This is a genomic window from Paroceanicella profunda, from assembly GCF_005887635.2.
Classification (GTDB): domain Bacteria; phylum Pseudomonadota; class Alphaproteobacteria; order Rhodobacterales; family Rhodobacteraceae; genus Paroceanicella; species Paroceanicella profunda.
In genome coordinates, this window is the sequence record NZ_CP040818.1 from 501,378 (window position 1) to 525,946 (window position 24,569).

Here is a 24,569-nt window from a genome sequence, read left to right on the forward strand (position 1 = left end):
GGCCCCCCGCACGCGCCCGGGGGGCAAAGTGAAGCCGGATGCGCGTCAGGCCATTTCCGCCACGCGGGCGAGCGCGCCGCGCAGCTTGTCGATCTCGGTCTCCGCGGCGGCGAGGCGCTCACGCTGCTCCTCGACCACCTCCTCGGGGGCCTTGGCGAGGAAGGCGGCGTTGCCGAGCTTGGAGGTGAGGCCCTTGACCTCCTTCTCCAGCTTGGCCAGCCCCTTCTCCAGCCGGGCCTTCTCGGCGGCCACGTCGACAACCTCGGCCAGGGGCAGGCACAGGGTCGCCCCCTCCACCGTGAGGGTGACGGCGCCCTTCGGCGCGGCCCCGGCGCGCGGCATGTCCGGCACACGGGCCAGCCGCGCGATCAGCTCCGCGGCGCCAGCCAGCCGGGCCTCGGCCGCGGCATCGGCCTCCAGGATCACCAGCGGCACCTTCGCGCCCGGCGAGACGTTCATCTCCGCGCGCACGGAGCGGATGTCGGAGATGAGCCCGATCACCCAGCCCAGTTCCGCGTCCGCCGCCGGGTCGGCGATCTCCGGCCCGTAGTCCGGCCAGTCCGTGTGCACGAGCATCTTCGGCCGCGCGGCGATGGCGCCCCAGAGCTCCTCGGTGAGGAAGGGCATGAACGGGTGCAGCAGCACCAGGCACTGGTCGAGCACCCAGGCCATGACACCTTGCGTCTCCTCCCGCGCCGGGTGGCCCTCGGCGAGCAGCGGCTTGGCGAATTCCACGTACCAGTCACACACCACGCCCCAGACATGGGCATAGAGCCCGTTGGCGGCGTCGTTGAAGCGGTAGGCGGCGAGCGCCTCGTCGGTGGCCGCACGGATGCGCCCGGTCTCGCCGATGATCCAGCGGTTCACGCTTTCCTGCGCCTCAGGGATGCCCTGCCCCGCCGGCTTGCAGCCGTTCATCTCGGCAAAGCGCGCGGCGTTCCACAGCTTGGTGCCGAAGTTGCGGTAGCCGGCGATGCGGGCGGTGGAGAGCTTCAGGTCACGCCCCATCGCGGCCATGGAGGCAAGGGTGAAGCGCACGGCATCGGCGCCGTATTCGTCGATGAGCTCGAGCGGATCGAGCACATTGCCGAGCGACTTCGACATCTTCTTGCCCTTCTCGTCGCGGACGAGCGCGTGGACATAGACGGTGTGGAAGGGCACTTCCTTCATGAAATGCGTGCCGAGCATCATCATCCGGGCGACCCAGAAGAAGATGATGTCGAAGCCGGTGACGAGTACGTCGGTCTTGTAGTAGCGGGCGAGCTCGGGCGTCTGGTCCGGCCAGCCAAGCGTGCCGAAGGGCCAGAGGCCGGAGGAGAACCAGGTGTCGAGCACGTCCGGGTCGCGGAATAGCGGGACGTAAGCGTCGGGCTTTCCAATAGAAAAGGCATAGACATCAGCGAAGAACTGTTCCTTGAAGCGTTCATCGACATTGTCGATGACGCCTACTGAAACTCCGTAATATTCTTGAGCCGCGCGAAGCGCCTCTTCCTCCGTTTCAGCACAGAAGGTCTCAAAGGATGTCCATCCCTTCTCACCCAAGGCCCTCGCTTCCTCTTCCGAAAGATCTAGGCATTCCTTCGACGGCCCGTACCACACCGGAATCTGATGGCCCCACCAGAGCTGGCGCGAGATGCACCAGGGCTCGATGTTCTCCATCCAGTGGTAATACACCTTGGTGTCCCGCTCCGGCAGGATCTGCGTGGCACCGGACCGCACCGCCTCGATGGCGGGCTTCGCCAGCGTCTGCGCGTCGACGAACCACTGGTCGGTGAGCATCGGCTCGATCACCACCTTCGAACGGTCGCCGAAGGGCTGCATGATCGGCTTCGCCTCGACGAAGGGCACCATCTCGGTGGTGGTCTCGCCGGTCTCCGCGTCGGTGCGGCTCTCCGCGACCATCACGGCGAGGCCGGCGGCAGTGATGTCCTCGACCACGGCCTTGCGGGCTATGAGCCGGTCCATGCCGCGGTACTTTTCCGGCACGAGGTTGAGGGCGTCGATCTCGGCCTCGGAGGCTTCGGCCCCGGCAGCGATGGCGCGGGCCTGGATCACGGCGGCCTCGTAGGGCGCACCGTCGGCGCGCATGCGGCCGCGGGTGTCCATCAGCCGGTACATGGGCAGATTGTTGCGCTTCGCGACCTGGTAGTCGTTGAAGTCATGCGCGCCGGTGATCTTCACCGCGCCGGAGCCGAATTCCGGGTCCGGATACTCGTCGGTGATGATCGGGATCAGCCGGTCGCAGAGCGGCAGGTGCACCATCTTGCCGACGATGGGCGCATAGCGCGCGTCATCGGGCGACACGGCCACGGCGCCGTCGCCGAGCATGGTCTCGGGGCGGGTGGTGGCGATGGAGATGTAGTCGCGCGTCTCGCGGAAGGTGACGTTGCCGTCCGCGTCCTTCTCCACGTACTCGTAGGTCTCGCCGCCGGCGAGCGTGTACTTGAAGTGCCACATGTGGCCGGGGCGCTCGATGCTCTCCACCTCGAGGTCGGAGATGGCGGTCTCGAAATGCGGGTCCCAGTTCACCAGGCGCTTGCCGCGATAGATCAGCCCCTCGTTGTAGAGGGTCACGAACACCTTCAGCACGGCGCGCTGGAAGGTCTCGTCCATGGTGAAGGCGTTGCGGTCCCAGTCGCAGGAGGCGCCGAGGCGCTTGAGCTGGTTGATGATCGTCCCGCCGGATTCTTCCTTCCACTCCCAGACCTTGTCGATGAAGGCTTCGCGGCCCATCTCGCGGCGCGAGGGGGCGCCCTCAGCGGCGAGCTTGCGCTCCACGACCATCTGTGTGGCGATGCCGGCATGGTCCTGCCCGGGCTGCCAGAGCGTGTCGAAGCCGCGCATCCGGTGCCAGCGCACGAGGATGTCCTGCAGGGTGTTGTTGAAGGCATGGCCCATGTGCAGGCTGCCGGTTACGTTCGGCGGCGGGATCATGATGCAGAAGGTCTCGGGCCGCGAGGCATTGGCGCCGGCGCGGAAGGCACCGGCCTTTTCCCACGCGGCGGAGATCTGCGCCTCGGCGGCGGCGGCTTCGAAGGTCTTTTCCATGGTCATCGCCCAGCATCCCCGTAACATCTGAGGACCGCTGTCTAGCGCGCGCGGGCGCGATGTTAAAGCACCAGCATGCGCCGGGATGCCAGAATCGCGCGCGGCGGTGGCCCCCGGGGCGTGCGGGCGGCCCCGGGGCCGGTATTCAGCCCTTCTCGCGGGCGTCCAGGGCCCGGGCCACCTCGCGGCGCACCATGCGGCGGATGTTGGAGGAAATGCGCTCGCCCAGTTCGCCGCGCAACTCGGAGCGGACGATCTGGCGAATGTGCTCGGCGAGGTCGGCCGCCTCGGCGAAGCTCTCCACGTCGGGTTCCTCCACCCGCATCTCGCGGGTGAGCAACAGGCGTTCGGCCGGCGGCGGCGCGGCCTTGCGCTGGCCGCGGCGGCTGTTCTCTTCCTCGGTCACGAGCCTTCGGATCGAGGACAGGACATCCTCGACGCTTGGGGTCTCGCGCGTGTCGCCGGGCTCTGCCATGCCACCTCGAAGATCGCCGGAGGGCCTCAGTGCCCCCCGTTCCCGATGGATACGGCTTTCGCGTCCGTCAGGCAATCGGTCAGGTGGGGGGCGGTGAACTCTGGGCAGCCGCGGAGGTCAGTTCCAGCGGTCGATGATCTTCTCGAGCCGCAGGCCGTCCTCGTTGGGCGGGTTGGTGCGCACGTACTCGTAGTTCGCCGTCGGGTCGTAGGGCGTGACGGTGAGGCCCAGGTGCGCCACGGTGAGCAGGCCCATGGCCGAGAGCAGGTTGTAGGCGGCCACGAATTCGTCACGCTGGGCGGAGACGAGGTCGGAGCGGGCTTCCAGCAGGGTCTGCTCGGAATCCAGCACGTCGAGCGTGGTGCGCTCACCATATTTGGCTTCCTCGACCACACCGTTGAAGGCCACCTCGGCCGCGTCGATCTGCTCCTGGTTGGCGCGGATCGAGGCGCGGGCCACGGCAAGGCCGGACCAGGCGAGCTGCACGGACTGGCGGATGGTGCGGGCGGTGTCCTGGGTCTCGGCGCGGCGCTGCGCCACGATGGCCTCCGCCTGGCGGACGATGCTGTCCAGCTCGCCGCCGCGGTAGAGCGGCACCTGGATCTGCAGCTGGATGAGGGCGCCGAGCGTGTCCTCGTTGGTGGAGGTGTCGTGGAAGGCGGCCTGGGCATGGTCATAGTAGACCGAACCGTTCAGGGTGAGCAGCGGGTTCAGCCCGGCCTTGGCGAGCTCGACGTCGTGCATCGCCGCCTCCTCGGTGTAGCGGGCGGAGACCAGCACGGGATGCTCGCGCATCGCCACGGCTTCGGCAGCGGCCTCCGAGGCCGGCAGGTCCGGGATCGGCGGCGGCGGGGCGAGATCGGTCGCCTCCTCCCCCACCGCGGCCAGGAAGGCGGCGCGGGACTGGGACAGCGAGCCGGTGCTGGCCGCCAGATTGGCCCGCGCGGCGGCGAGGGCCGCCTCGGCCTGGCTCACGTCGGTGCGGGTGACCTCGCCGACATCGAACCGGTCCTGCGTGGCGCGGAGCTGCTCGTTGATCACGCGGACGTTGTTGCGCGCGATGTCCACGAAGCGGATGTCGCGGCGCACGTCCATGAAGGCGGTGGCGGCGTCCAGCAGCACGTCCTGCTCCACCCCGGTGAGCGAGGAGCGCGCCGCGAGCACGGAGGCCACGGCGCTGTCGATCTGCGCCTGGGTGCGGCCGAAGCTGCCCAGGGTGATCGACCCGTCGATCGAGGCGCCGCCCTGCAGCTGGGTGGTGTCCTCCGGACCGACGGTGCGGCCCTGGCGGGTGAATTCCGACACGGCGCCCACCGAACCGTTCGCGGTGATGTCGGGCAGGAGATCGGAGCGGGCCTGCGCCACCTGCTCATCGGCCTGGAGCAGCCGGGACCGGCTGATGCGCAGGGTCGGGTTGCTCTCGTAGGCCTTCACGAGAGCGTCAGGCAGGGTCTGGGCGGTTGATGCCACCGGCATCGCCAATCCGAGCGCAACCGCGATCCCGGCGATTGCGCGCCGCGAATTGTCCAGATTCATCCGTCTCTCCAGTCCCGATCGTTCGGAGGCCGGCCTCGCGGCCAGCCGTATTGCGCAATTCAGAATGCGAATTCCTGTTCTTTAGCGAACCCTAGAAGGACGGGGGCGGTGGCGTCAAATACATTCCGCCACGCAACCGATGCGTTGCCGCAGGTTCCGACCCGGCACTGGCCGTAGGGCCCGTCGACGAAGATCGCGATGATCTGCCCGCCGGGTTTCACCTGGTCGATGATCGCCTGCGGCACCTGCTCGACACCGCCGTTGATGAACACGAGGTCGAACGGGCCCTGCGCCGCGGCGCCGGCGACATGCGGGCCGTTCTCGACCATCACCGTGTCCGCGCCGGTCTCGGACAGGGCGGCGGCGGCGACCCTGGCGAAGTCCGGGTCCTCCTCCACGGCGACAACGGCCGCGGCGAGCCTGGCCAGCACGGCGGAGGAATACCCGCAGCCCGGGGCGATATCGAGCACCAGCGCGTCAGGGCCGGGGTTCACCGCATCGAGCATCTTGGCGAAGACGCGCGGGTCCAGCAGGACGCGATTCTCGGCGATCGTCACGTGCTCGCCCACATAGGCGACGTCGCGCAGGTCCACCGGCACGAACTTCTCGCGCGGCACTTCGAGCATCGCGGCGATGATGGGATAAAGCGTCACGTCGGAAGGCCGGATCTGGCAATCCACCATGGCGGTGCGGGCGGCGGCGAAATTGGTCATGTTCGGGCCTTGGCTACACTCGGTTGGCTCAGGTTTTGCCACAAAAGGTGTTAAGGGGCAATCACTGCCCCCGCCCCGGAGGCTCGCGCCGTCACCGCGGCCGCAACGGCCCGCGGCACCGCGCTCCTTTCGCCCTCCGCCTGCCGTTCCCGGCTGTCGATTCACCTTTCCGGCCTCGGTCGCACAGGCGCCACCGCCCTCAACCCTGCTCTCCCGCCCCCTCCCGCGCTCTGCGCACAGGGTGCGGGCCCGGGCGCGGATATCCGCTTGTCTCCGTCTGCGCGGCTTGCTATAGCCCCGCTGACTGCGGTGCGGGCGTTTTCCGGCGACGTGGCGGAGTGGTTACGCAGCGGATTGCAAATCCGTGTACACCGGTTCGATTCCGGTCGTCGCCTCCAGCAACGAGCTGCCTGCCCGCAGTCACCGCGCCCCTTCGAGCGGGGCTGAGCCCGGCCCGTCCGGGGGTGTTCCGAGCCCCGCCAGACCGGGGGGTGTCCTGCAAAGGGAAGCCCAGCCGCGTGATGAACCCGTTCTCCAAAACCCCCGAGGCCCGCGCGCTGCGCCGTCAGCGCGACCTTGCGCGCTGGTCCGAGCCGCCGACCACATGGTGGGGCAGGTTCCGCGCCTGGGCGAACATGCTGCTGCAGGACCACGGCATCTTCCGGCTGATCTACCCCAATTACCACCGGCTCGGCAGCCGCGGCGCGCGCTCGGCCCAGCCGTCTCCCGGCCTGCTGCGGCGCTTCGCGCGCGAGGGCGGGCGCACGGTGATGTCGCTGCGCGGCGGCATGCTGTTCGGGTCGCTGCCGCTGGAGATCCTCGCCTGCAAGGAGCTCGGCCTCACCTTCACCCGGGTGCGGGTGCGCTCGCGCGAGCTGCCCAGCCGGGAGGAGTTCCGCGAGCTCGTCGCGGCGATGCGCAGCGCCGAGGCGCCGGTGCTCTATCACTGCAAGTCCGGCGCGGACCGGGCGGGTTTCGTCTCCGTGCTGCACATGCACCTGATCGAGGGCCAGCCGCTGGAGGAGGCCTTCGGCCAGCTCTCCGCCCGCTACGGCCATTTCAAGCACGCGAAGACCGGGATCCTCGACCGGTTCTACGAGACCTGCCTGGCCGAGACCGCCGGCACGGGCATGGGCCTGGAGGAATGGGTCGAGACGCGCTATGATCCCGCCGCCATCAAGGCCGGCTTCCGCAGCACCGGGCTGATGTCCTGGGTGGTCGAGCGGGTGCTGCGCCGGGAGTGACCCTCGCCGGCGCCGGCCCGCGCCCGGGCATCAGGCGTCCGAGACGCCCGCCTCCGCGAAGCTCGCCATGCCGGTGTGGCAGGCCAGCGCCGCCCTCACCACCGGGATGGCCAGCGCCGCGCCGGACGCTTCGCCCAGCCGCAGCCCGAGCGCGAGCAGCGGCTGCTTTCCCAGCCGTTCCAGCAGCTTGCCATGTCCCGCCTCGGCGGAGACATGGCCGGCGAGGCAATGATCCAGCGCCCCGGGCGCCATGCGGGCGAGAACCGAGGCCGCCGCGCAGGTGATGAACCCGTCGAGCAGCACCGGGATGCGCGCGGCCCGTGCCCGGGCCATGGCCCCGGCCATCGCGGCGATCTCGCGCCCCCCGAGGCAGCGCAGCGCGGCCAGCGGCGTTGCCAGCGCCTCCGGGTTCGCGGATATCCCGGCGCGCACCACCTCGGCCTTGCGGGCGAGCCCCGCATCGTCGATGCCGGTGCCCCGGCCCACCCAGCCCTCCGGGTCTCCGCCCCAGAGCGCCGTGGCCAGCGCCGCGGCGGAGGTGGTGTTGCCGATGCCCATCTCGCCGGTCACCAGCAGGTCGGCCTCCGGGTCCACCGCGTCCCAGCCGGTGCGCAGGGCGGCGACCAGCTCCGCCTCCGTCATCGCCGGGCCTAGGGTGAAATCCGCCACCGGCCGGTCCAGCTCCAGCGCGTGCACGGTGAGGGTTGCTCCGGCCACCGCGGCAAGCTGGTTCACGGCGGCGCCGCCGTGGCGGAAGTTCTCCACCATCTGCGCCGTCACCTCGGCGGGAAAGGCGGAAACGCCGCGCGCCGTGATGCCATGATTTCCCGCGAACACCGCCACCTGCGGCCGGGCCAGGGCGGTGAGCGGCGCCCCGCGCCAGCCTGCGTACCAGATCGCGAGGTCCTCCAGCCGCCCGAGGGCGCCGGGGGGCTTGGTAAGGCTCGCGTCGCGCTCCCGCGCCAGGGCTGCCGACGCCGCGTCGAAGCCGGGGGCCGCCCGGACGAGGGCCGCGAATTCCGCCGCTGTGGAGAAGGTCATGTCGGGCTCCCGTGATTGTCTTGTGCCGCGCCGCCTGTCTATATGGCCGCTCCCCGCCCCCGCAAGAGACAGCCCCGTGACCGAGCCCGCCTCTCCGCCCTCCCCGCTGGTCTCGCCGCAGGATTTCGGCGCGGCGGCGGTGCTGCTGACCCGCCTGCCGTTTCCGGTGGACCATGGCGCCGTCGGCGCGCGGCTGGCCGCCTCGGCCTGGGCCTGGCCCGTGGTGGGCGCGGCGCTGGGGGCCGTGGCCGGCACGGCGCTGGTGCTGGCGCGGATGGCCGGGCTGCCGGACGGCGTGGCCGCGGCGCTGGCGCTCGCCCTCATGGCCCTCGCCACCGGCGCCCTGCACGAGGACGGCCTGGCCGATTGCGCCGACGGGGTCTGGGGCGGGCGTGACCGGGCACACCGGCTCGAGATCATGAAGGACAGCCGGATCGGCAGCTACGGCGCGCTGGCGCTGCTGCTGGTGGTGCTGGCGCGCTGGTCCGCCCTCGCCGCCCTGCCCGGCTGGACCCCGGTGGCGGCACTGGCGCTTTGCGCGGCGGTCTCCCGCGCCGCCATGGCCGCGGCGATGCGGATGCCCAACGCCCGGGGCTCCGGCCTCTCCGCCGGGGTCGGACGCCCGCCGCTGCGCGCCGTCCTGCTCGGCGCGGCGCTCTGCCTCGCCGGCGGCGCAGTGGGGTTGGGCGGGGCCGGGGTGCTCGCCTGCGCCCTCGCCGGGGCCGGCGGGCTCGGCGTGTGCCTGCTCGCCCGGGCGCGGCTGGGCGGACAGACCGGCGACGTGCTGGGCGCCACCCAGCAGATCTCGGAAATGGCAGCCCTGGCGGGAGTGGCGGCCTGCCTCGGGTGAGGGGGCCCGGCGGGCAACCCGGTGAAAGGCCGCGAGGCCCACGCAGCGAACGGCGGCCCGGGTGGCGGCCGCACCCGTGGGCCCGGGGCCCGGACCACGGATGTCCGCCCGCGGGGAGAAACCTGCCGCCTGCCGGCCCGGGCCCGCCCGCGACCCGCTGCGCACCGCACCCTCACCCCCACCGGCAGGGCCGGCGCGCAACGTCCTGCCCGCACGCATGAAAAAACCCGCACCGGGGGCGGCGCGGGTCAATGACGTGTCGGGCCGGGCCCGATAGCGGAAGGATCAGGCTGCGCGGCAGTCCAGCAGCTCATCCACCTTCTTCGCGGCGCGCTGCTCGTCGACACCGTCGACGGCCGCCACTTCGCGGGTCAGACGCTCGAGGGCAGCCTCGTAGAGCTGGCGCTCGGAGTAGGACTGCTCGCGCTGATCGTCATTGCGATGCAGGTCGCGCACCACTTCGGCGATCGAGACGAGATCGCCCGAGTTGATCTTCTGCTCGTATTCCTGAGCGCGGCGCGACCACATGGCCCGCTTCACCCGCGCCCGCCCCTTCAGGGTCTCGAGCGCCTTGCCGACGATGTCGGGCGTGGACAGCGAGCGCATGCCGACCGAATCAGCTTTCGCCGTGGGGACGCGCAGGGTCATCTTGTCCTTCTCGAACGAGATAACGAAGAGCTCCATCTTCAGACCGGCGATTTCCTGAACCTCGATCGTGAGAATGCGACCGACCCCGTGGGCCGGGTAAACGACGTAATCGTTCGGCCGGAACTCCGGCCTCCCATCCGTCTTAAGTTTCGTCATTGCCTCTTCCTCTTACGGACCTGCGGCGCACCCTCCCTCCACAGAAACGGATACCCCAGGACTGCCTGCATGACAGCCTGAGGAGGCTTCGTCTGGCGAGAGAAACGGGCCCCCCGGGCAGGTCAGAGACCTGACACGTGAGCCGTGCATCCAACATTGTGTCGCTTATATAGCATCATATTGGCGATTCTGGAAGATGGGCGCACGTAATTCGTGCAGACGCAGTTAACCAACGTCCGGAATACTCAGGTACCGTAAGGCCTTCCCGCGCGGTGGCTGCGGGAGGGCGGGTCGCTCAGTTGCCCTCGCCGGGCTCCGCGGAGAACATGCTTTCCAGCTTGCCGGCCTTGCCGTCATTGGCTTCGGCGTCCGGCAGGGCGTCGCGGCGCTGTACGATATTCGGCCAGGCTTCGGAGTACTTGCGGTTGAACTCGACCCACTGCTCCATGTCCGGCTCGGTGTCCGGACGGATGGCGTCGGCCGGGCACTCGGGTTCGCACACGCCGCAATCGATGCACTCGTCCGGGTGGATGACGAGCATGTTCTCGCCCTCGTAGAAACAGTCCACCGGGCAGACCTCGACACAGTCCGTGTATTTGCAGGCGATGCAGTTGTCCGTGACGACATAGGTCATGTAGGCGGCCCCGTATTCCACAGAAAAAGGGTGTGAAGCACTTACGCTTCTGCAGTCCCCGGCGTTTTATGGCCGGCCCGTGACGGGTTCAAGGGGGGATTTGCCCTGCGGTTCAATTCGCCCCGGATACGGCCGGGGTGTCGACCGGCTCATAGAGCGTCCGGGCTTCCGGTGCCGGGCCGCGGCGCTCGCCCAGGGCGCGAATCCGGATCACCAGAACCGTGTTGCCCTGCGGGAAGGTCAGCACGTCCCCCGGCCGCACGGTGGCGGCCGGTTTCTCGGTTCTGGCGCCATTGATGCGCACCTTGCCGGCACCCGCGACCTTGGCCGCCAGGCCGCGCGTCTTGAAGAAACGCGCCTGCCAGAGCCACTTGTCGAGGCGGATGCCGGGGCCGTGCTGCAATCGTCGCTCAGTCCTTCTTGAGCTTCAGCGCCGCCAGCGCAGCGAAGGGATTGTCCGGGTCGATGGCCTTCTCGGGCCGGCGGGACTGCTGCGAGGAATACACGCGGGGCTTGCCGCCCTGCCCCTCGTCGCGCGGCTTGCCCTTGCCCTTCTTGCCCTTCGGGCCGGAGGGTTTCCCGGCGTCGCGGCGGCTGGACGGATCCCCGCCCTCGCGCCGGCCGGAAGGGTCCCCGTCGCGCCGGGCGGCCGGTTCGCCAGCCTCGGGCTTCGCGTCGCGCCGCGGCGGGCCCTTGCGGCGGTTGCGATTCGCATCGCGCCGCGGCGGGGCCCAGGTGAAGGTGTAGAACACTTCCGTTTCCACCGGGCCGCCCGTCTCGTCAGCTTCCGGGGCCTCGGCTTCAGCCTCGGCAGGCGCGTCGGAGGACACCTCGGCCGGGGCTTCGGTCCGGACCTCGGGCTCGGCCGGAGCGTCTTCCGGCGCAGCGGCTTCCGCCGGAGCGGGCTCTTCCGCCGGGGCAGCGGCTTCCGCAGGTGTCTCGGCCGCGTCCTCGACAGGGGCCGTCTCATCCGCCGGTGCGGCGTCGGCCTCGGCGGGCGCGGCCTCGACGGCCACGGGCGCTTCAGCCTCGGGAGCGTCGGCGGTCACCGCCTCCGGGTCAGCGGATTCGTCGACCGTCTCAGCCGGTGCCTCTTCGGTCGCGGGGGCCTCCGCCTGCGGGGTGTCGGCGGAGGAGAAACCGGGAGCCGCGGGGCGATTCTTCGGCCGCTCTCCCTGCTCGGCGCGGTAGCCCAGGCCCGACAGCAGGGCCGCGAACTGCTCCAGCGTCAGGCCGGTGATCGACAGCATGTCCGGCGTGGCCTCGAACCCGCTGCGCGTGTCGCGGGCGCGGATCTGGTCAGCCAGGCGCTCCAGCATGTCGATGCGGATCGCGCGCGGGCCGGCGGCGTGGTAGCCGGCGCGGGAGTAATAGCCCTCGGTCGCACCGGGCACTTCCGGAATGGTCACCAGCCCCGGCGGCGGGGCGGAGGGGAAGTCATCCAGCCCGGCATGCAGGGCCCAGAGCACAAGGCGCAGCTGGGTGGGCGCGGGCTTGAGCAGCGCCTGCTGGAACAGGGTATACTGGCCGAAGCGCACGCCATGCTTGCGCAGCATGCCGCGCGCGTCCTGGTCAAGCGACTTCACGTCGCCGGCCACCTCGGCCCGCGGCAGCACGCCGAGGTTCTCCACCAGCCGGAACGCCACGCCCCGGGCCAGCCCGGTCACGCTCTCGTCGTTCTTCAGAGCGAGGAGCGGCTCGAACTGCGCGGTGATGCGCCGGTTGATCCAATGGGTGAGGCGACGGGTCACCTTTTCCCCCACGGAGGGGTCGGCGTTCTCGTCCACGAAGGCCTTCACCTCGGGCGAGAGGGCGTCCGGCCCGGCCACCAGCCGGCCGACGGCATGCTCGCCCCACATCAGCCCGCCCTGCTCGGTCATGCCGATCTCCGGGTCGGGCGCGTTGTAGAAACGGTCCGCGCGGCGGTTGAACTCCACCTGAAGCGCCTGGAGGGAGGCGGCTTTCAGGGTCTTGGCTTCATCGCCGGCCGCTTTGGGGTCGGGGCTGAACTGGAACCCTTCCAGCCGGCCCACGAACTGACCCTCGACGGTCACATCACCGGTTTCGCTCACTTCGGCCACCAGGCTCTCCCTCTGTTTCAACCGCCGCATGAGCACGCTCGTGCGCCGGTCGACAAATCGCTGCGTCAGCCGCTCGTGCAGGGCATCGGACAGACGATCTTCCACGGCACGGGTCTCCCCGCGCCAATGCTCCTCGGACTCGACCCAGCCCGTGCGCTGCGCGACATAGGTCCAAGTCCGGATGTAGGCCAGCCGCTTGGAAATCGCATCGATGTCCCCATCGGTCCGGTCGATGCGCGTGACCTGCCCTGCCAGCCAGTCGGAGGGTATACACGCCCGCCCCGACGACAGGAACTGATAAATACGCGCCAGCAGCGTTGCATGCTCGGTCGGGCTCACCTTGCGGAAATCGGGCACCTGCGCCACATCCCACAGGCGGCGCACCGTCTGCGCCCCCGACAGCGTGTCGCGCACCGCATCATCGGCCCAGAGCGCCTTCAGCGCGGCGAGGTCGTCGGACTCCCGGGCGCGGACGAGGTCGGGATGCGCGGCGGGCGCCTCCAGCGAGCCGATCAGCGCCGGAACCGAGCCGAATTCCAGCCGCGCGTTACGATACTGCAATTTCGTCAGCGGGGCGAATCGATGCTGCTCGATCGCCTCGATCATCTCCTCGTCCAGCGGGCCGGACTCCCCGGTCACGCCGAAGGTGCCGTCATTCGTGTGTCGCCCGGCGCGCCCGGCGATCTGGGCCAGCTCGTTGGCATGCAGGTGGCGGTGGCGATGGCCGTCGAATTTCGACAGGCCGGCGAAGGCCACGTGGCGCACATCGAGGTTCAGCCCCATGCCGATGGCGTCGGTGGCCACCATGTAGTCCACGTCGCCGTTCTGGTAGAGCGCCACCTGCGCGTTGCGGGTGCGCGGGGAAAGCGCGCCCATCACCACTGCCGCCCCGCCGCGCTGGCGGCGCAACAGCTCGGCCACGGCATAGACGTTGTCCACCGAGAACCCCACGATGGCGGAGCGCTCCGGCAGGCGCGAGAGCTTCTTCGACCCCGCGTAGGTGAGGTTCGAGAACCGCTCCCGGCGCTGGAACTGCGCCTGGGGGATCAGCGCCGCGATGCGCGGGCGGATGGTGTCGGAGCCCAGGAACAGCGTCTCGTGCAGGCCGCGGGCGAAGAGCAGCCGGTTGGTGAACACATGCCCGCGCTCCGGGTCGGCGCAGAGCTGGATCTCGTCGACGGCCACGAAATCCGCCCCGATCTCCAGCGGCATCGCCTCCACCGTGCACACCCAGTACTGGGCGCGCGGCGGCACGATGCGCTCCTCGCCGGTGACCAGCGCCACAACGGAGGGGCCGCGCAGGCCGACGATGCGGTCATACACCTCACGGGCCAGCAGCCGCAGCGGCAGCCCGATCACGCCGGTGCGGTGCCCGAGCATGCGTTCGATGGCGTAATGGGTCTTGCCCGTGTTCGTCGGCCCGAGGACGGCCGTCACGGTCCGGTCTCGCGGGTGCGCAGTATCCAGCATGTCCGCCCTTCGGGTGGGTCCGTGGCCGCGGCGCCCGTGCCGTCAGCCTCTCCCGCTCATATCGTCAGATATCGGGGCCGTCCACCTCGGCTGCAAGACGCTCGACCGAGTCGTTCACCTGTTCGCGGTGCGGGTTGAGCGCCTGCGCGGCGCGATAGGCCGCCAGCGCGCCCTTCAGCTCGCCGGTCTGCTCCAGGATGATGCCGAGCCCGGCCAGCGCCCCGAAATGCTTCGGGTTCAGCGCCAGCGTGTGCTCGATGTCGGGCACGGAAAGGCCCGGCAGGTCCATCATGAAGAAGGTGGTGGCGCGGGCGTTCCAGGCCTCCGCGAACTCCGGCTCATGGTCGATCAGCGCGGAGAAATGCTCCACCGCCGCCTCGTAATCCTCGGCATTCAGGGCGTCCTGCCCGCGGCGCAGCAGCAGGTCGGCGGTGTCGGAGCCGGATTCGGACCAGAGCTCGATCACCCGCTGCTCGATACGCTCCGGCGCCGGGGCGTCCTCCTGCGCGAGGCGCTCCAGCAGGATGCCGAGCTCCTCGTCATGGTTCGGGCGGCTCTGCTCCACGGGTTCGGTCACGGGCCCGTCGGGCAGGGCCTCGCCGCCGGGCACCATCGCCTGCGCAAGCAGCGGCGCCGGCGCCGCCAGCGCCCAGAGCATGATCAATGTCTTTTGAACTCCAGCCATGTGGCCTAGATTACCATCGAACGTAAATAAATCGAGTGGCGGGCACGCCTTGCCCCTCACAAAACGGAGAGCAGGATGAGTGAGATGGTCAAGGCCGGCGTGAAGGCCCTGCGCAAGAAGGTCGGAGACCGGAAGTTCGACGGATCGGTGCGCTTCGTGATCCGCGACGAAGGCTCGATCCGCATCGACGAGAACGGCGTGAGCATCGATGATTCGGACGCCGAGGTGACGCTCACCGCCAGCGTGGACACGTTTCGCGGCATCATCGAGGGCAAGGTGAAGCCGGCCACCGCCTTCATGACCGGTCGGCTGAAGGTCGACGGCTCGATGGGAACCGCGATGAAGCTCGCGGGCCTCCTTGGCTGAGGTCGCCCCCTTCGACAGCGCTCTCGCCGAGGCGCCGGAGGGCACCCGGGCCCGGTTCGTCTCCGCGCCGGGCTTCGGCTGGCCGCGCCCTCCCGGCGCCCAGGTGCGCCTGCGCTTCGCGGTCACGCAGCCGGGCGCGCGCGGCACGGCGCTGATCTTCCCCGGGCGCACCGAATACGCGGAGAAATATGGCCGGGTGATGGCCGCCCTTGCCGCGCGCGGCTTCGGCTCCGTGGTGATCGACTGGCGCGGACAGGGGCTCTCCACCCGTCCGCACAACCGCACGGACCTCGGGCACGTGGCAGATTTCGCCGCCTATCAGGCCGATCTCGCCGCGGTGCTGGCGGCGCCGGAGGTGGCGTCCCTGCCCGGGCCGCGCATCCTGCTGGCGCATTCCATGGGGGGCTGCATCGCCCTGCGCGCGCTGCTCTCGGGGCTGGAGGTGCGCGCGGCGGTGCTCTCCGCGCCGATGTGGGGCTTCGACATTCCGCTCAGCGCGGCGCGTAGCGCCCGGCTGGTGGCGCGGCTGATGTGCGCCGTGGGGCGCTCGCGCCGCCACCTGCGCGCCGGGGAGAGGGACTATTACGCCCTCACCCAGCCGTTCGAGGACAACCTGCTCACCTCGGACCCCGCGCACTACGCCTGGCTGCGCGCGCATCTCACAAAGCGCCCGGAACTGGGGCTGGGCGGGGTGAGCTGGGGCTGGCTGAACCGCGCCTTCCGCGAGATCGACGCGGTGGCCCGCCGCGACACCCCGCCGGTGCCGATGGTCACCTTCCTGGGCAGCGAGGAGCACATCGTCTCCCCCGAGGCGATCCGTGCGCGCATGGCCCGCACGCCCACCGGCCGGCTGGTCACGCTTCAGGGCGGGCGGCACGAGGCCTGGATGGAGCGGCCGGAGCTTCAGGAGATCTGCTGGGCGGAAACCGACCGGTTGCTCATCGCACAGGGCCTGCTGCCCGGTTGACGCCGGACCCGCGCCTTCCCCCGGCGCGCAGGAAGACCGCCTTGGTGTGTTCCCGGTGGCGCCGGCTGCCTCCCTAGCGCCCGCCCCCCGGCGCGCGGGGCGACGGCCGGCGCAGCGCCTCACACCGGCACTCCCGGCCGCTGGCGCATCCGCCCTCCCCCGGCGGGCTGACGCCCCTCAGGGTGCCTGAACCGCGCGCGGAAGCACCGCAGCGGCCCGCCAGCCCTGCCCCGTCGGACTGACGCCCTTCCCATTGCCTGAGCCGCGCGCGGAGGCGCCGCGCCCGAACGTCAGCCCTGCTCCGGCGGGCCGGCACCCCTGACATGGCCGGGGGCGCAGGCGCCACGTTCGCGCGCCAGCATTGGGGCGACGCCGGCGCCGGCCGGTGCGGTCAGGCGCGGGAGAGGCGTTCCAGCGCGGCGGCGTGGACCCGGGCATCGCCGGCGGCCAGCACGCGCCCGCCCATGTGGGCCGGGCCGCCCTGCCAGTTCGTCACGATGCCGCCGGCGGCCTCGATGACAGCGATCGGGCCCTGTACGTCATAGGCCTGCAGGCCGGCCTCGATCACGAGATCCACCTGCCCCAGCGCCACAAGCGCGTAGGCGTAGCAATCCAGCCCGTAGCGCGTGAGGCGCACCCGGTCGCGCACCGCCTCGAAGCCGGCGCGCTCGGCCGGGGTGCCGACCTCGGGGAAGGTGGTGAACAGCGTGGCGGAGCCGAGGTTGGCGCAGGGCCGCACGGCCAGCGGCGTGGCCGCGCCGCCGCGTTCCAGGCGCGCCGCGCCGAAGCCGCCGATGAAGCGTTCCCCGGTCCAGGGCTGGTCGACGATGCCCATCACCGGGCCGGCGCCGGCGTCGAGGCCGATCAGCACGCCCCAGCTCGGGCAGCCGGAGATGTAGGCGCGGGTGCCGTCGATCGGGTCCAGCACCCAGGTGAGGCCGCTGGTGCCCGCCTGCGTGCCGTGCTCCTCGCCCAGGATGCCATCCTCGGGGCGGCGGCGGGCGAGGATCTCGCGCATCGCCGTCTCGGCCTCGCGGTCGGCGGCGGTGACCGGGTCGAAGTGGTCGTCGCGCTTGGTGTCGGCGGCGAGACCGGCGGTGCGGAAATGCCGGAGCGTCGCCACCCGGGCTGCGTCGGCCAGCGCATGCGCCGTGGCCATGAGCTCGGCCTGCAGGGCGGGTGTGGCGAGGGCTGCGGAAAGGTCGTCGGTCATGAAAAATCCCCGGGGCCGGTCTGGCCAACGGGGATTTCACATCGCGGACCGATGGTCAACGGTTCTGGCCGGGCGGCACGCGGTGCGGCCCGGCGTCAGTCTCAGGCGGCGTCGCTCAGGACGCGGGCCAGTTCGAACAGGCGCTTGCGCTGCTCTTCCGGGATCGAATAGTAGGAGCGCACCAGTTCGAGGGCCTCCTTGTCGGCCAGCAGGTCGCCGCGGGCCACGGCCACTTCGGTCACCATGTCGGGCTGATGCTCGGCGATGTCCTCGCCGTTCGCGCCTTCGAAGAAGAAGCTCACCGGAACATCGAGGGCGCTCGAGATGTCCCACAGGCGGGACGCGCTGACCCGGTTCATGCCGGTCTCGTACTTCTGGATCTGCTGGAACTTGATTCCGATGAGATCGCCGAGCTGCTGCTGCGTCATGCCCACCATCCAGCGACGGTGACGGATGCGCTTGCCGACATGAACGTCCACACGATGTTTCATTCCATCATCTCCAGTTTCAGCTTGGTGCCGCGCCCGATGCCGGCTCTGCCCTTCACTATGCAGAAAGCGTGCCAACTCGCCGTAAGCGGGAATTCCGGCGATTTCTTTCTGCCGAGGGGCGTTCGGCCGGCTCAGCGGGGGTTGGCCGTTGCAAAAGGCCAACTCACCCTGGAGACAATGTGCAGATTGAAAAATTCAATTCAGGGTAGTTTTGCAAAACGCAATGCATTTTGCAAAACTACGTTTGCAGGCGATCAGACGCCTTCCTTGCGCGACTCCCGCTTGCGCTCATGCGGATCCAGGTAGCGCTTGCGGATGCGAATGGAGTTCGGCGTCACCTCGACGAGTTCGTCATCGTTGATATAGGCGATCGCCTGCTCCAGCGTGAGCCGGGTCGGGGTGGTGAGGGTCACCGCCTCGTCCTTGCCGGACGCGCGCATGTTGGTGAGCTTCTTGCCCTTGAGCGGGTTCACTTCCAGGTCGTTGTCGCGGCTGTGCTCGCCGATCACCATGCCCTGGTAGACCTTCTCGCCGGCCGAGATGAACAGCTTGCCGCGCTCCTCGAGGTTCCACAGCGCGTAGGCCACGCTGTCGCCGTCCTCCATGGAGATCAGCACGCCGGCCCGGCGGCCGGGCAGCGCGCCCTTCCACTCGGTCCAGCCGTGGAACACGCGGTTCAGCACGCCGGTGCCGCGGGTGTCGGTGAGGAACTCGCCGTGGTAGCCGATCAGCCCGCGCGACGGCACGTGCGCCACGATGCGAGTCTTGCCGGCGCCGCCGGGGGCCATGGCCACCAGCTCGCCCTTGCGCAGGGAGATCTTCTCCACCACCGTGCCCGAGTATTCCTCGTCCACGTCGATCGTCGCTTCCTCGACCGGCTCCATGCGCTGGCCGTTCTCCTCGCGGATGATCACCCGGGGGCGGGAGATCGACAGCTCGAAGCCCTCGCGGCGCATGTTCTCGATGAGCACGCCCATCTGCAGCTCGCCGCGGCCGGAGACCTCGAAGGCCTCGCCGCCGGGGGTGTCGGCCACGCGGATCGCCACGTTCGATTCCGCTTCGCGCAGCAGGCGGTCGCGGATGACGCGGGACTGGACCTTGTCGCCGTCACGGCCGGCCAGCGGGCTGTCGTTGATGCCGAAGGTCACGGTGATGGTGGGCGGGTCGATCGGCTGCGAGGGGATAGCGGCGTCGATGGACAGGTCGCAGATCGTGTCGGCCACGGTCGGCTTGGTCATGCCGGCCAGCGCCACGATGTCGCCTGCCTGCGCCTCGTCCACCGGCTGGCGGCCGAGGCCGCGGAACGCCAGTACCTTGGAGATGCGGAAGCGCTCGATTTCCTCGCCCTTGCGGGACAGGGCCTTCACGCTCATGCCGGCCTTCACGGTGCCGGTCTCGATGCGGCCGGTCAGGATGCGGCCCAGGAACGGGTCGGCTTCCAGCGTGGTGGCCAGCATGGAGAACGGCGCGGAGGCCTGCGCGGCCTGCCTGGGCGCCCGCACGTGCGACTGGACCACCTCGAAGAGCGCGGTGAGGTCCTTGCGCGGGCCGTCCAGTTCCCTGTCGGCCCAGCCGTTGCGGCCGGAGGCGTAGAGGATCGGGAACTCGAGCTGCTCCTCGTTGGCGTCCAGCGCCACGAAGAGGTCGAACACCTCGTCCAGCGCCCGGTCCGGCTCGGCGTCCGGCTTGTCGACCTTGTTGAGCACCACGATCGGGCGCAGGCCGAGGGCGAGCGCCTTGGAGGTCACGAACTTGGTCTGCGGCATCGGGCCCTCGGCGGCATCGACGAGCAGGACGACACCGTCGACCATCGACAGGATGCGCTCCACCTCGCCGCCGAAATCGGCATGGCCGGGGGTGTCGACGATGTTGATCCGGTGGCCCTGCCAGTCGACCGAGGTGCATTTCGCGAGGATGGTGATCCCGCGTTCGCGCTCCAGGTCGTTGCTGTCCATCGCGCGCTCGGTGACAGCGGCATTGGCACGGTAGGTTCCGGACTGTTTCAGCAGTTCGTCGACGAGCGTGGTCTTGCCATGGTCAACGTGGGCGATGATCGCAATGTTGCGAAGCGTCATGACGGGAGTCCTGTAAGAGAGGGCCTGGGCGGCAGGCATTGGCCCGGCCTTTAGGCGAATCGGCGCCCGAATGCCAGTGGGCAAATGCCGCATTGCCGCAAACTGTGCCCTGCGCGCAGCACAAATGCACTGCGATTCCGCGGATCGGCGCCTTTTGCGACAGGTTCGCGACACCGCCCGGCGGCGCGGATCAGAGCGCCCAGTCCGCCCAGCGGCCGTGGAAATCGCCCCGGCCCAGCTCTTGCGTCTCCCCGCCCGGCCAGAGGGTGAGCAGGATGGCGGCGGATCCGCGGCTCCTGTCCGCCTCCATCCGCAGCCAGGCGAGCGGCGCCTGCGCCGTTGCCCCGGCCCCCGCCTGCGCCATCGCCGCGCGGATGCGTTCCCGGGTTTCGGGTGGCATGTACTGCCACATGATCGAGTGCATCAGCACCCGCACCGACCGGGGCAGCGGCGGCGTGGCGAGCCGGGCCTCCACCCAGTCCGCCGCGTCGGCCTCCTCCACCGCCCAGGGCGCTTCGGCAACCAGGTCGAGCGCGCCCTCCGCCCGGGCCAGCCGCGCCGCCTGGTCGGCCCAGACATAGGCGAGCATGCGGGCCCGCGCCGCCCTGTCACGCACCGGAACCGGGGCACGGTCGCAGGCCGCGCGCGCGATCACCGAGAGCGGAGTGGAGGTGTCCGGCCAGCGCCCGCGCCACTCGCAGGCGATGGCGACCCGCGCGCTGCCCCAGCGCCCGGCGGCGCCCAGGTCGTAGCTGTAGCGGTCGAAGGCGAGGTTGAGGCCGGCGCTGGCGCCGATCTCCAGCAGTTCCAGCGGCAGGCCGGTGCGCCGGGCGATCTCCAGCGCGCCGCCCAGCAGGACGCCCGAGCGGGCGACCTCGTTGGTCTGCGGGGCGCTGTCGAGCCAGGGCAGCAGGAACGCCTGGTGCGCGCGCAGCGCCTCGGCCAGCCCGGCCTCCAGCGCGCCGGCGCCCGGCGGGTAGGCGGCGGTGAGCGCGGGCGAGCGCCCGTCGCGCGCCAGCGCGTGCAGCCCGCCACACAGGCGCAGCGCCAGCGCATCGGCCACCGGCTCTCCCGGCCAGTCGGCAATGCGCCGCAGCAGCTCCCCCTCCAGCATGCCCGGCACCAGCCTGCACACGCGCGCGGTGAGCGGAGACCCCAGCGCCTCGCAGGCCTCAGCCTGACGCCGGAACGCCTCCTCGATGGCCAAAGGTAATGTCACGTCCCGCTCCCCCTTGATCCCCCGAAGCAGTTAACTGGGAAAACAGGCTCAAGACCAGAGGAGGATTCGATGCGAAGCGCGAGACTGCACGAGCTGGGCGGCGCCCTGCACATCGACACGTTGCCCAGCCCGGAGCCGGGCCCGGGGGAGGCGCTGGTGCGCGTGCACGCCTGCGGGGTGAACTTCGCCGACACGCTGATGGTGCGCGGCCGCTACCAGGAGAAGCCGCCCCTGCCCTTCGCCCCGGGCATGGAGGTGGCGGGCGAGGTGATCGCGCTCGGCGCCGGGGCCACGGGGCCGGCGCCGGGCACGCGGGTGGCGGGGGTGACCGGCTTCGGCGGCTTCGCCGAGGAGATCGTGCTGCCGGCCGCCGGCCTCACCGCGCTGCCCGACGCGATGCCGATGGTCGAGGCGGCGGGGTTCATCGTGGCCTATGGCACCTCGCACCTGGCGCTGGACCACCGGGCCCGGATGCGCCCGGGCGAGCGGCTGCTCGTGCTCGGCGCGGCCGGCGGCATCGGGCTGACGGCGGTGGAGATCGGCAAGCTGATGGGCGCGGAGGTGATCGCCTGCGCGCGCGGCGCGGACCGGCTCGCCGTGGCGCGCGGCAAGGGCGCGGACCACCTGATCGACAGCGAGGACGGCGACCTGCGCAACCGGGTGAGGGCGCTCGGCGGGGCGGACGTGGTCTATGATCCGGTGGGCGGCGCGCTGTTCGACGCGGCGCTGCGCGCCTGCAACCCGGAGGCGCGCGTGCTGCCGCTGGGCTTTGCCTCCGGAGATATCCCGCAGATCCCGGCGAACATCCTGCTGGTCAAGAACATCGACGTGATCGGCTTCTACTGGGGCGGCTACCCGCGCTTCCGCCCGGAGGTTCTGGCCCGCAGCACCGCGACGCTGTTCGGCTGGTATGCCGAGGGCCGGCTCTCGCCCCATGTCTCCGGCCGCGTGCCGCTGGAGGAGGCCGGCGCGGCCCTGGCGCTGCTGGCCGAGCGGCGGGCCACCGGCAAGGTGGTGGTCACCATGCCGGCCTGCGCGTGAAGCCCCGCCGCCGCCCGGGCCCCGCGGCCACCTGCCGCCCGGGCACCTGAGGCCCCTTGTCGCCCGGGCGCCCGGGCCGCCCCGCTACTGGGCGGCCATGGCGGAGGCGCCGCGATACGCCTCGCGGATCATTCCCGCCAGCGCCTGTGCCGGGCCTGAATCCGGGCCGGAGGCGGCATACATGTTCACCCGCACATGCGGCAGTTCGGGCAGCGCGCCGGTGTGGCGGATGCGCTCGAAATAGGGCGGCAGGGTGGTGTCGATGCAGGCATGGATGGCGAGGTCGGCGGAGACCGCCGCCTCCACCGAGCGGGTGTTGTCGGAGTTCACCGCCATCTCCCAGTCGATCCCGGCGGAATCGAGCGCGGACTGGGTGACGGCGCGGAAGATGCAGATGTTCTCGAAGGCCAGCCGCAGCGGCCGGTTGCGCCAGGTGGAGCCCCCCGGCGCGCCGACCCAGACCAGCTGCGGCGTGTCCAGCGTCTCGCCCCCGGCGTCGAGCACGTCCTCCGTGGTGAGGATCACGTCGATCTCCCCGGCCTCGTAGCGCCGCTTCAGCTTGCGCGTGTAGCTCGAATCAAGCGTGACCCGGATGCGCGGATAGGCGTGGTGGAATCGGTGCAGCACCTCGGGGATGTAGGGATAGACGATGTCATGCGGCACCCCGAGGCGCACCTCCCCGGAATAGGCGGTGTCCGTCATCCGGGACCAGACCTCGTCGTTGAGCTCCAGGATCCGCTTGCCGAAGGACAGGAGCTGCTCACCCTGCAGGGTGAGCGCCACCCCCCGCCCCGAGCGGTCCAGCAGCGGCTGACCGAGCATTTCCTCCAGCCGTTTCAACTGCATGGAGACCGCCGACTGGGTGAGGTGCAGCCGCGCCGCGGCGCGGGTGACACCACCGGTTTCCGCCACCATCACGAAGGAGCGCAGCGCGGTCATGTCGATGTTTCGGGCCATGGTCCTGTTCCTCGTGGAGACACATCATCGTCCATGATGTGTGACGAAACTAACATTCATTTCCGTTGAGCGGGTGCATAACCCATATCTATCACAGCCAGTGATGGCCGCAACAGTTTGAATTAGAATCAGGAATGGATCATATCATGAACACGACATCTCTCTCCCGGAGGCACGCACAGCGGAAGGTCCGGCGGGGCGCCGGCTGGTCGCTCTTCGGCCTGCTGCGCCGCTGGATGGAGGTCTCCGCGCAGCGCCGCCGGCTGGAGCACCTGGACGACCGCACGCTGGAAGACATCGGCATCACCCGCGACGACGCCCGTGCAGAAGCGTCCCGCCGCTTCTGGGATCTTCCGCGCAGCTACTGAGTGAATGGATATTCCGCGAGTTCCGTGTAGACGGACCCTGACCGGCCGGGATCCGAGCGATAGAGGCAGAAGCTCTCCGCGCTCCAGGGCCCCGCGAAAAACCCTGCCCGGGCCGCAATCCAGCGGGCCAGATCGGCGCCTCCCCCCTCACCGGGTCGGAACCGCGCCAGCGTGACATGCGGGACGAAGCGTGCATGGCGCGCCGAGAGCCCCGCGGCCCGGGCCACCGACATCACCCGCCCCTGCAACCGGACCAGCGCCGGGTCCGCGCCCAGCGCGGCATGCAGCAGCCGCGGCCGCGCGCCGCCGAACATGCCCAGCCCCGTGATGTCCAGAGACACCGGTCCGGCCAGGCGGATCTCCTCCAGGCCCAGATGCAGTTCCTCCGCGAGGTGCCGGTCACACTCCCCGAAGAACCCCAGCGTGACGTGATAGTTTTCCGGCGGCTCCGGGCGCCCGGCCGGCAGCCCTGCCGACAGGATCTCGAGACGCGCGACCGCTGCCTCGGGCAGCGGGATGGCAGCAAAGAGACGCATTCCACGTAGCCCGGTTCAGGGACCGGGCGTCTGCTGGCCCGGCACGGCGGCCGGGCGGAAGAGGGGCCGTCACCGCGCCGCCGCGTGCACCAGCTCCAGAACCGCCGGGCCCATGTCGGCAACGATGCGCTTCACACCCTCGGCATCGGGGTGAATGTTGTCAACCTGCATGAGCCCGCGCGCCGCGGCCATGTCCTCGCCCGCGCCCAGCCCCTGCAGGAAGAACGGGTAGAGCGCCGCGCCATGCGCCTGTGCCAGCTCGGGGTAGATCGCGTCGAAGGCCTGCTGGTACTCCGGGCCGAAATTCGCCGGCGCGCGCATGCCCACCAGCAGGGCCGGCAGGCCGGCGGCATCGATCCGCGCGAGGATCCCGTCAAGGTTCGCCCGGCTCACGGCCGGGTCGATGCCGCGCAGCACATCGTTTCCGCCCAGCGCCACGATCACCCCGTTCACCTCCGGAGTGAGGGTCCAGTCGATCCGGGCCAGGCCACCGGCCGTGGTGTCGCCGGAGACGCCGGCGTTCACCACGGTCACCGGCACGTCGGAATGGCTGTCGAGCCAGGCCTGGAGCTGGGGCACGAAGCCCTCGGCCTCCGGCAGCCCGTAGCCCTGGGTGAGCGAATCGCCCAGCGCGGCGAGGGTGACGGGCGCCTGCTGCGCCGCCGCCGCGCCCGGCAGCACCAGGGCGACCGCAAGCGCGGCGGCGAGGCGGGGCGTCGCGCCGCGCTTGCGCATCCGCAACCCGCCCCCATATC

Annotated in this window: 23 protein-coding genes and 1 tRNA gene; 7 read left to right on the forward strand and 17 right to left on the reverse strand. The window is 70.5% G+C overall.

The window, feature by feature from the left end:
* Positions 1 to 45: 45 nt before the first annotated feature.
* The 4 genes from FDP22_RS02235 to FDP22_RS02250 all read right to left on the reverse strand — a co-directional run bounded on the left by FDP22_RS02235 (position 46) and on the right by FDP22_RS02250 (position 5,772).
* Complete coding sequence (locus FDP22_RS02235) at positions 46 to 3,054, reverse strand: valine--tRNA ligase (protein WP_138576597.1); 3,009 nt, start codon at positions 3,052 to 3,054, stop codon at positions 46 to 48.
* 139 nt (positions 3,055 to 3,193) lie between these two features.
* The gene (locus tag FDP22_RS02240) at positions 3,194 to 3,523 is read right to left on the reverse strand and encodes a hypothetical protein (RefSeq protein ID WP_138576595.1); all 330 of its coding nucleotides are present in this window, start codon (positions 3,521 to 3,523) and stop codon (positions 3,194 to 3,196) included.
* Between the two features lie 117 nt (positions 3,524 to 3,640).
* Positions 3,641 to 5,059 (reverse strand): TolC family outer membrane protein, encoded by a 1,419-nt coding sequence (locus FDP22_RS02245; RefSeq protein WP_138576593.1) that lies wholly within the window; start codon positions 5,057 to 5,059, stop codon positions 3,641 to 3,643.
* A 59-nt stretch (positions 5,060 to 5,118) separates the two neighbouring features.
* Positions 5,119 to 5,772 carry a protein-L-isoaspartate O-methyltransferase family protein gene (locus tag FDP22_RS02250; protein WP_138576592.1) on the reverse strand — a complete coding sequence of 218 codons (654 nt, stop codon included), beginning with the start codon at positions 5,770 to 5,772 and terminating at the stop codon, positions 5,119 to 5,121.
* A 324-nt stretch (positions 5,773 to 6,096) separates the two neighbouring features.
* Between FDP22_RS02250 and FDP22_RS02255 the strand changes: the two genes are divergently transcribed.
* Positions 6,097 to 6,170, forward strand: a tRNA-Cys gene (locus tag FDP22_RS02255).
* A 123-nt stretch (positions 6,171 to 6,293) separates the two neighbouring features.
* Complete coding sequence (locus FDP22_RS02260) at positions 6,294 to 7,016, forward strand: tyrosine-protein phosphatase (RefSeq protein WP_138576590.1); 723 nt, start codon at positions 6,294 to 6,296, stop codon at positions 7,014 to 7,016.
* A gap of 30 nt (positions 7,017 to 7,046) precedes the next feature.
* Here the strand turns inward: FDP22_RS02260 and cobT are convergent, their stop codons facing one another.
* Positions 7,047 to 8,057, reverse strand: coding sequence for a nicotinate-nucleotide--dimethylbenzimidazole phosphoribosyltransferase (cobT, locus tag FDP22_RS02265; RefSeq protein WP_138576588.1), 1,011 nt, complete (start codon positions 8,055 to 8,057; stop codon positions 7,047 to 7,049).
* Between the two features lie 76 nt (positions 8,058 to 8,133).
* Between cobT and cobS the strand changes: the two genes are divergently transcribed.
* On the forward strand, positions 8,134 to 8,907 hold the full coding sequence (cobS, locus tag FDP22_RS02270) for an adenosylcobinamide-GDP ribazoletransferase (RefSeq protein WP_430225536.1): 774 nt from the start codon (positions 8,134 to 8,136) through the stop codon (positions 8,905 to 8,907).
* A gap of 285 nt (positions 8,908 to 9,192) precedes the next feature.
* On the opposite strand, the gene FDP22_RS02275 is transcribed toward cobS, so the two are convergent.
* From FDP22_RS02275 to FDP22_RS02295, 5 genes are all read right to left on the reverse strand, one after another.
* Entirely contained in the window at positions 9,193 to 9,711 is a 519-nt protein-coding gene (locus tag FDP22_RS02275; protein ID WP_138576584.1) for a CarD family transcriptional regulator, read from the reverse strand.
* Positions 9,712 to 10,006: 295 nt separating this feature from the next.
* On the reverse strand, positions 10,007 to 10,345 hold the full coding sequence (fdxA, locus tag FDP22_RS02280; protein WP_138576582.1) for a ferredoxin FdxA: 339 nt from the start codon (positions 10,343 to 10,345) through the stop codon (positions 10,007 to 10,009).
* Positions 10,346 to 10,457: 112 nt separating this feature from the next.
* The gene (locus tag FDP22_RS02285; protein ID WP_138576580.1) at positions 10,458 to 10,748 is read right to left on the reverse strand and encodes an RNA-binding S4 domain-containing protein; all 291 of its coding nucleotides are present in this window, start codon (positions 10,746 to 10,748) and stop codon (positions 10,458 to 10,460) included.
* A 7-nt stretch (positions 10,749 to 10,755) separates the two neighbouring features.
* Positions 10,756 to 13,896 (reverse strand): helicase-related protein, encoded by a 3,141-nt coding sequence (locus tag FDP22_RS02290; protein ID WP_138576578.1) that lies wholly within the window; start codon positions 13,894 to 13,896, stop codon positions 10,756 to 10,758.
* Positions 13,897 to 13,960: 64 nt separating this feature from the next.
* On the reverse strand, positions 13,961 to 14,581 hold the full coding sequence (locus FDP22_RS02295) for a tetratricopeptide repeat protein (protein WP_239031847.1): 621 nt from the start codon (positions 14,579 to 14,581) through the stop codon (positions 13,961 to 13,963).
* 75 nt (positions 14,582 to 14,656) lie between these two features.
* Here FDP22_RS02295 and FDP22_RS02300 point away from each other — a divergent pair, with 75 nt between their 5' ends.
* The gene (locus FDP22_RS02300) at positions 14,657 to 14,947 is read left to right on the forward strand and encodes an SCP2 sterol-binding domain-containing protein (protein ID WP_138576576.1); all 291 of its coding nucleotides are present in this window, start codon (positions 14,657 to 14,659) and stop codon (positions 14,945 to 14,947) included.
* On the forward strand, positions 14,940 to 15,914 hold the full coding sequence (locus FDP22_RS02305) for an alpha/beta fold hydrolase (protein ID WP_138576574.1): 975 nt from the start codon (positions 14,940 to 14,942) through the stop codon (positions 15,912 to 15,914). The genes FDP22_RS02300 and FDP22_RS02305 overlap by 8 nt, the downstream gene beginning before the upstream one ends.
* 391 nt (positions 15,915 to 16,305) lie before the next feature.
* Here FDP22_RS02305 and hisN read toward each other — a convergent pair whose 3' ends face one another.
* The 4 genes from hisN to FDP22_RS02325 all read right to left on the reverse strand — a co-directional run bounded on the left by hisN (position 16,306) and on the right by FDP22_RS02325 (position 20,912).
* Positions 16,306 to 17,127 carry a histidinol-phosphatase gene (gene hisN, locus FDP22_RS02310; RefSeq protein ID WP_138576572.1) on the reverse strand — a complete coding sequence of 274 codons (822 nt, stop codon included), beginning with the start codon at positions 17,125 to 17,127 and terminating at the stop codon, positions 16,306 to 16,308.
* Positions 17,128 to 17,228: 101 nt separating this feature from the next.
* On the reverse strand, positions 17,229 to 17,618 hold the full coding sequence (locus FDP22_RS02315; protein ID WP_138576570.1) for a helix-turn-helix domain-containing protein: 390 nt from the start codon (positions 17,616 to 17,618) through the stop codon (positions 17,229 to 17,231).
* 254 nt (positions 17,619 to 17,872) lie between these two features.
* Positions 17,873 to 19,693, reverse strand: coding sequence for a translational GTPase TypA (gene typA, locus FDP22_RS02320; RefSeq protein WP_138576568.1), 1,821 nt, complete (start codon positions 19,691 to 19,693; stop codon positions 17,873 to 17,875).
* Between the two features lie 190 nt (positions 19,694 to 19,883).
* Entirely contained in the window at positions 19,884 to 20,912 is a 1,029-nt protein-coding gene (locus FDP22_RS02325) for a DUF2332 domain-containing protein (RefSeq protein WP_138576566.1), read from the reverse strand.
* A gap of 69 nt (positions 20,913 to 20,981) precedes the next feature.
* Between FDP22_RS02325 and FDP22_RS02330 the strand changes: the two genes are divergently transcribed.
* Positions 20,982 to 21,953, forward strand: a complete 972-nt coding sequence (locus FDP22_RS02330; RefSeq protein WP_138576564.1) for an NADPH:quinone oxidoreductase family protein — start codon at positions 20,982 to 20,984, stop codon at positions 21,951 to 21,953.
* Positions 21,954 to 22,037: 84 nt separating this feature from the next.
* Here the strand turns inward: FDP22_RS02330 and FDP22_RS02335 are convergent, their stop codons facing one another.
* The gene (locus FDP22_RS02335) at positions 22,038 to 22,910 is read right to left on the reverse strand and encodes a LysR family transcriptional regulator (RefSeq protein WP_138576562.1); all 873 of its coding nucleotides are present in this window, start codon (positions 22,908 to 22,910) and stop codon (positions 22,038 to 22,040) included.
* A gap of 146 nt (positions 22,911 to 23,056) precedes the next feature.
* Here FDP22_RS02335 and FDP22_RS02340 point away from each other — a divergent pair, with 146 nt between their 5' ends.
* A complete protein-coding gene (locus tag FDP22_RS02340) occupies positions 23,057 to 23,278 on the forward strand; it encodes a DUF1127 domain-containing protein (protein ID WP_205910831.1) in 222 nt (73 codons plus the stop codon).
* On the opposite strand, the gene thpR is transcribed toward FDP22_RS02340, so the two are convergent.
* A complete protein-coding gene (thpR, locus tag FDP22_RS02345; protein WP_138576558.1) occupies positions 23,272 to 23,814 on the reverse strand; it encodes an RNA 2',3'-cyclic phosphodiesterase in 543 nt (180 codons plus the stop codon). The genes FDP22_RS02340 and thpR overlap by 7 nt on opposite strands.
* A gap of 69 nt (positions 23,815 to 23,883) precedes the next feature.
* On the reverse strand, positions 23,884 to 24,549 hold the full coding sequence (locus tag FDP22_RS02350; protein ID WP_138576556.1) for an arylesterase: 666 nt from the start codon (positions 24,547 to 24,549) through the stop codon (positions 23,884 to 23,886).
* Between the last annotated feature and the right edge of the window lie 20 nt (positions 24,550 to 24,569).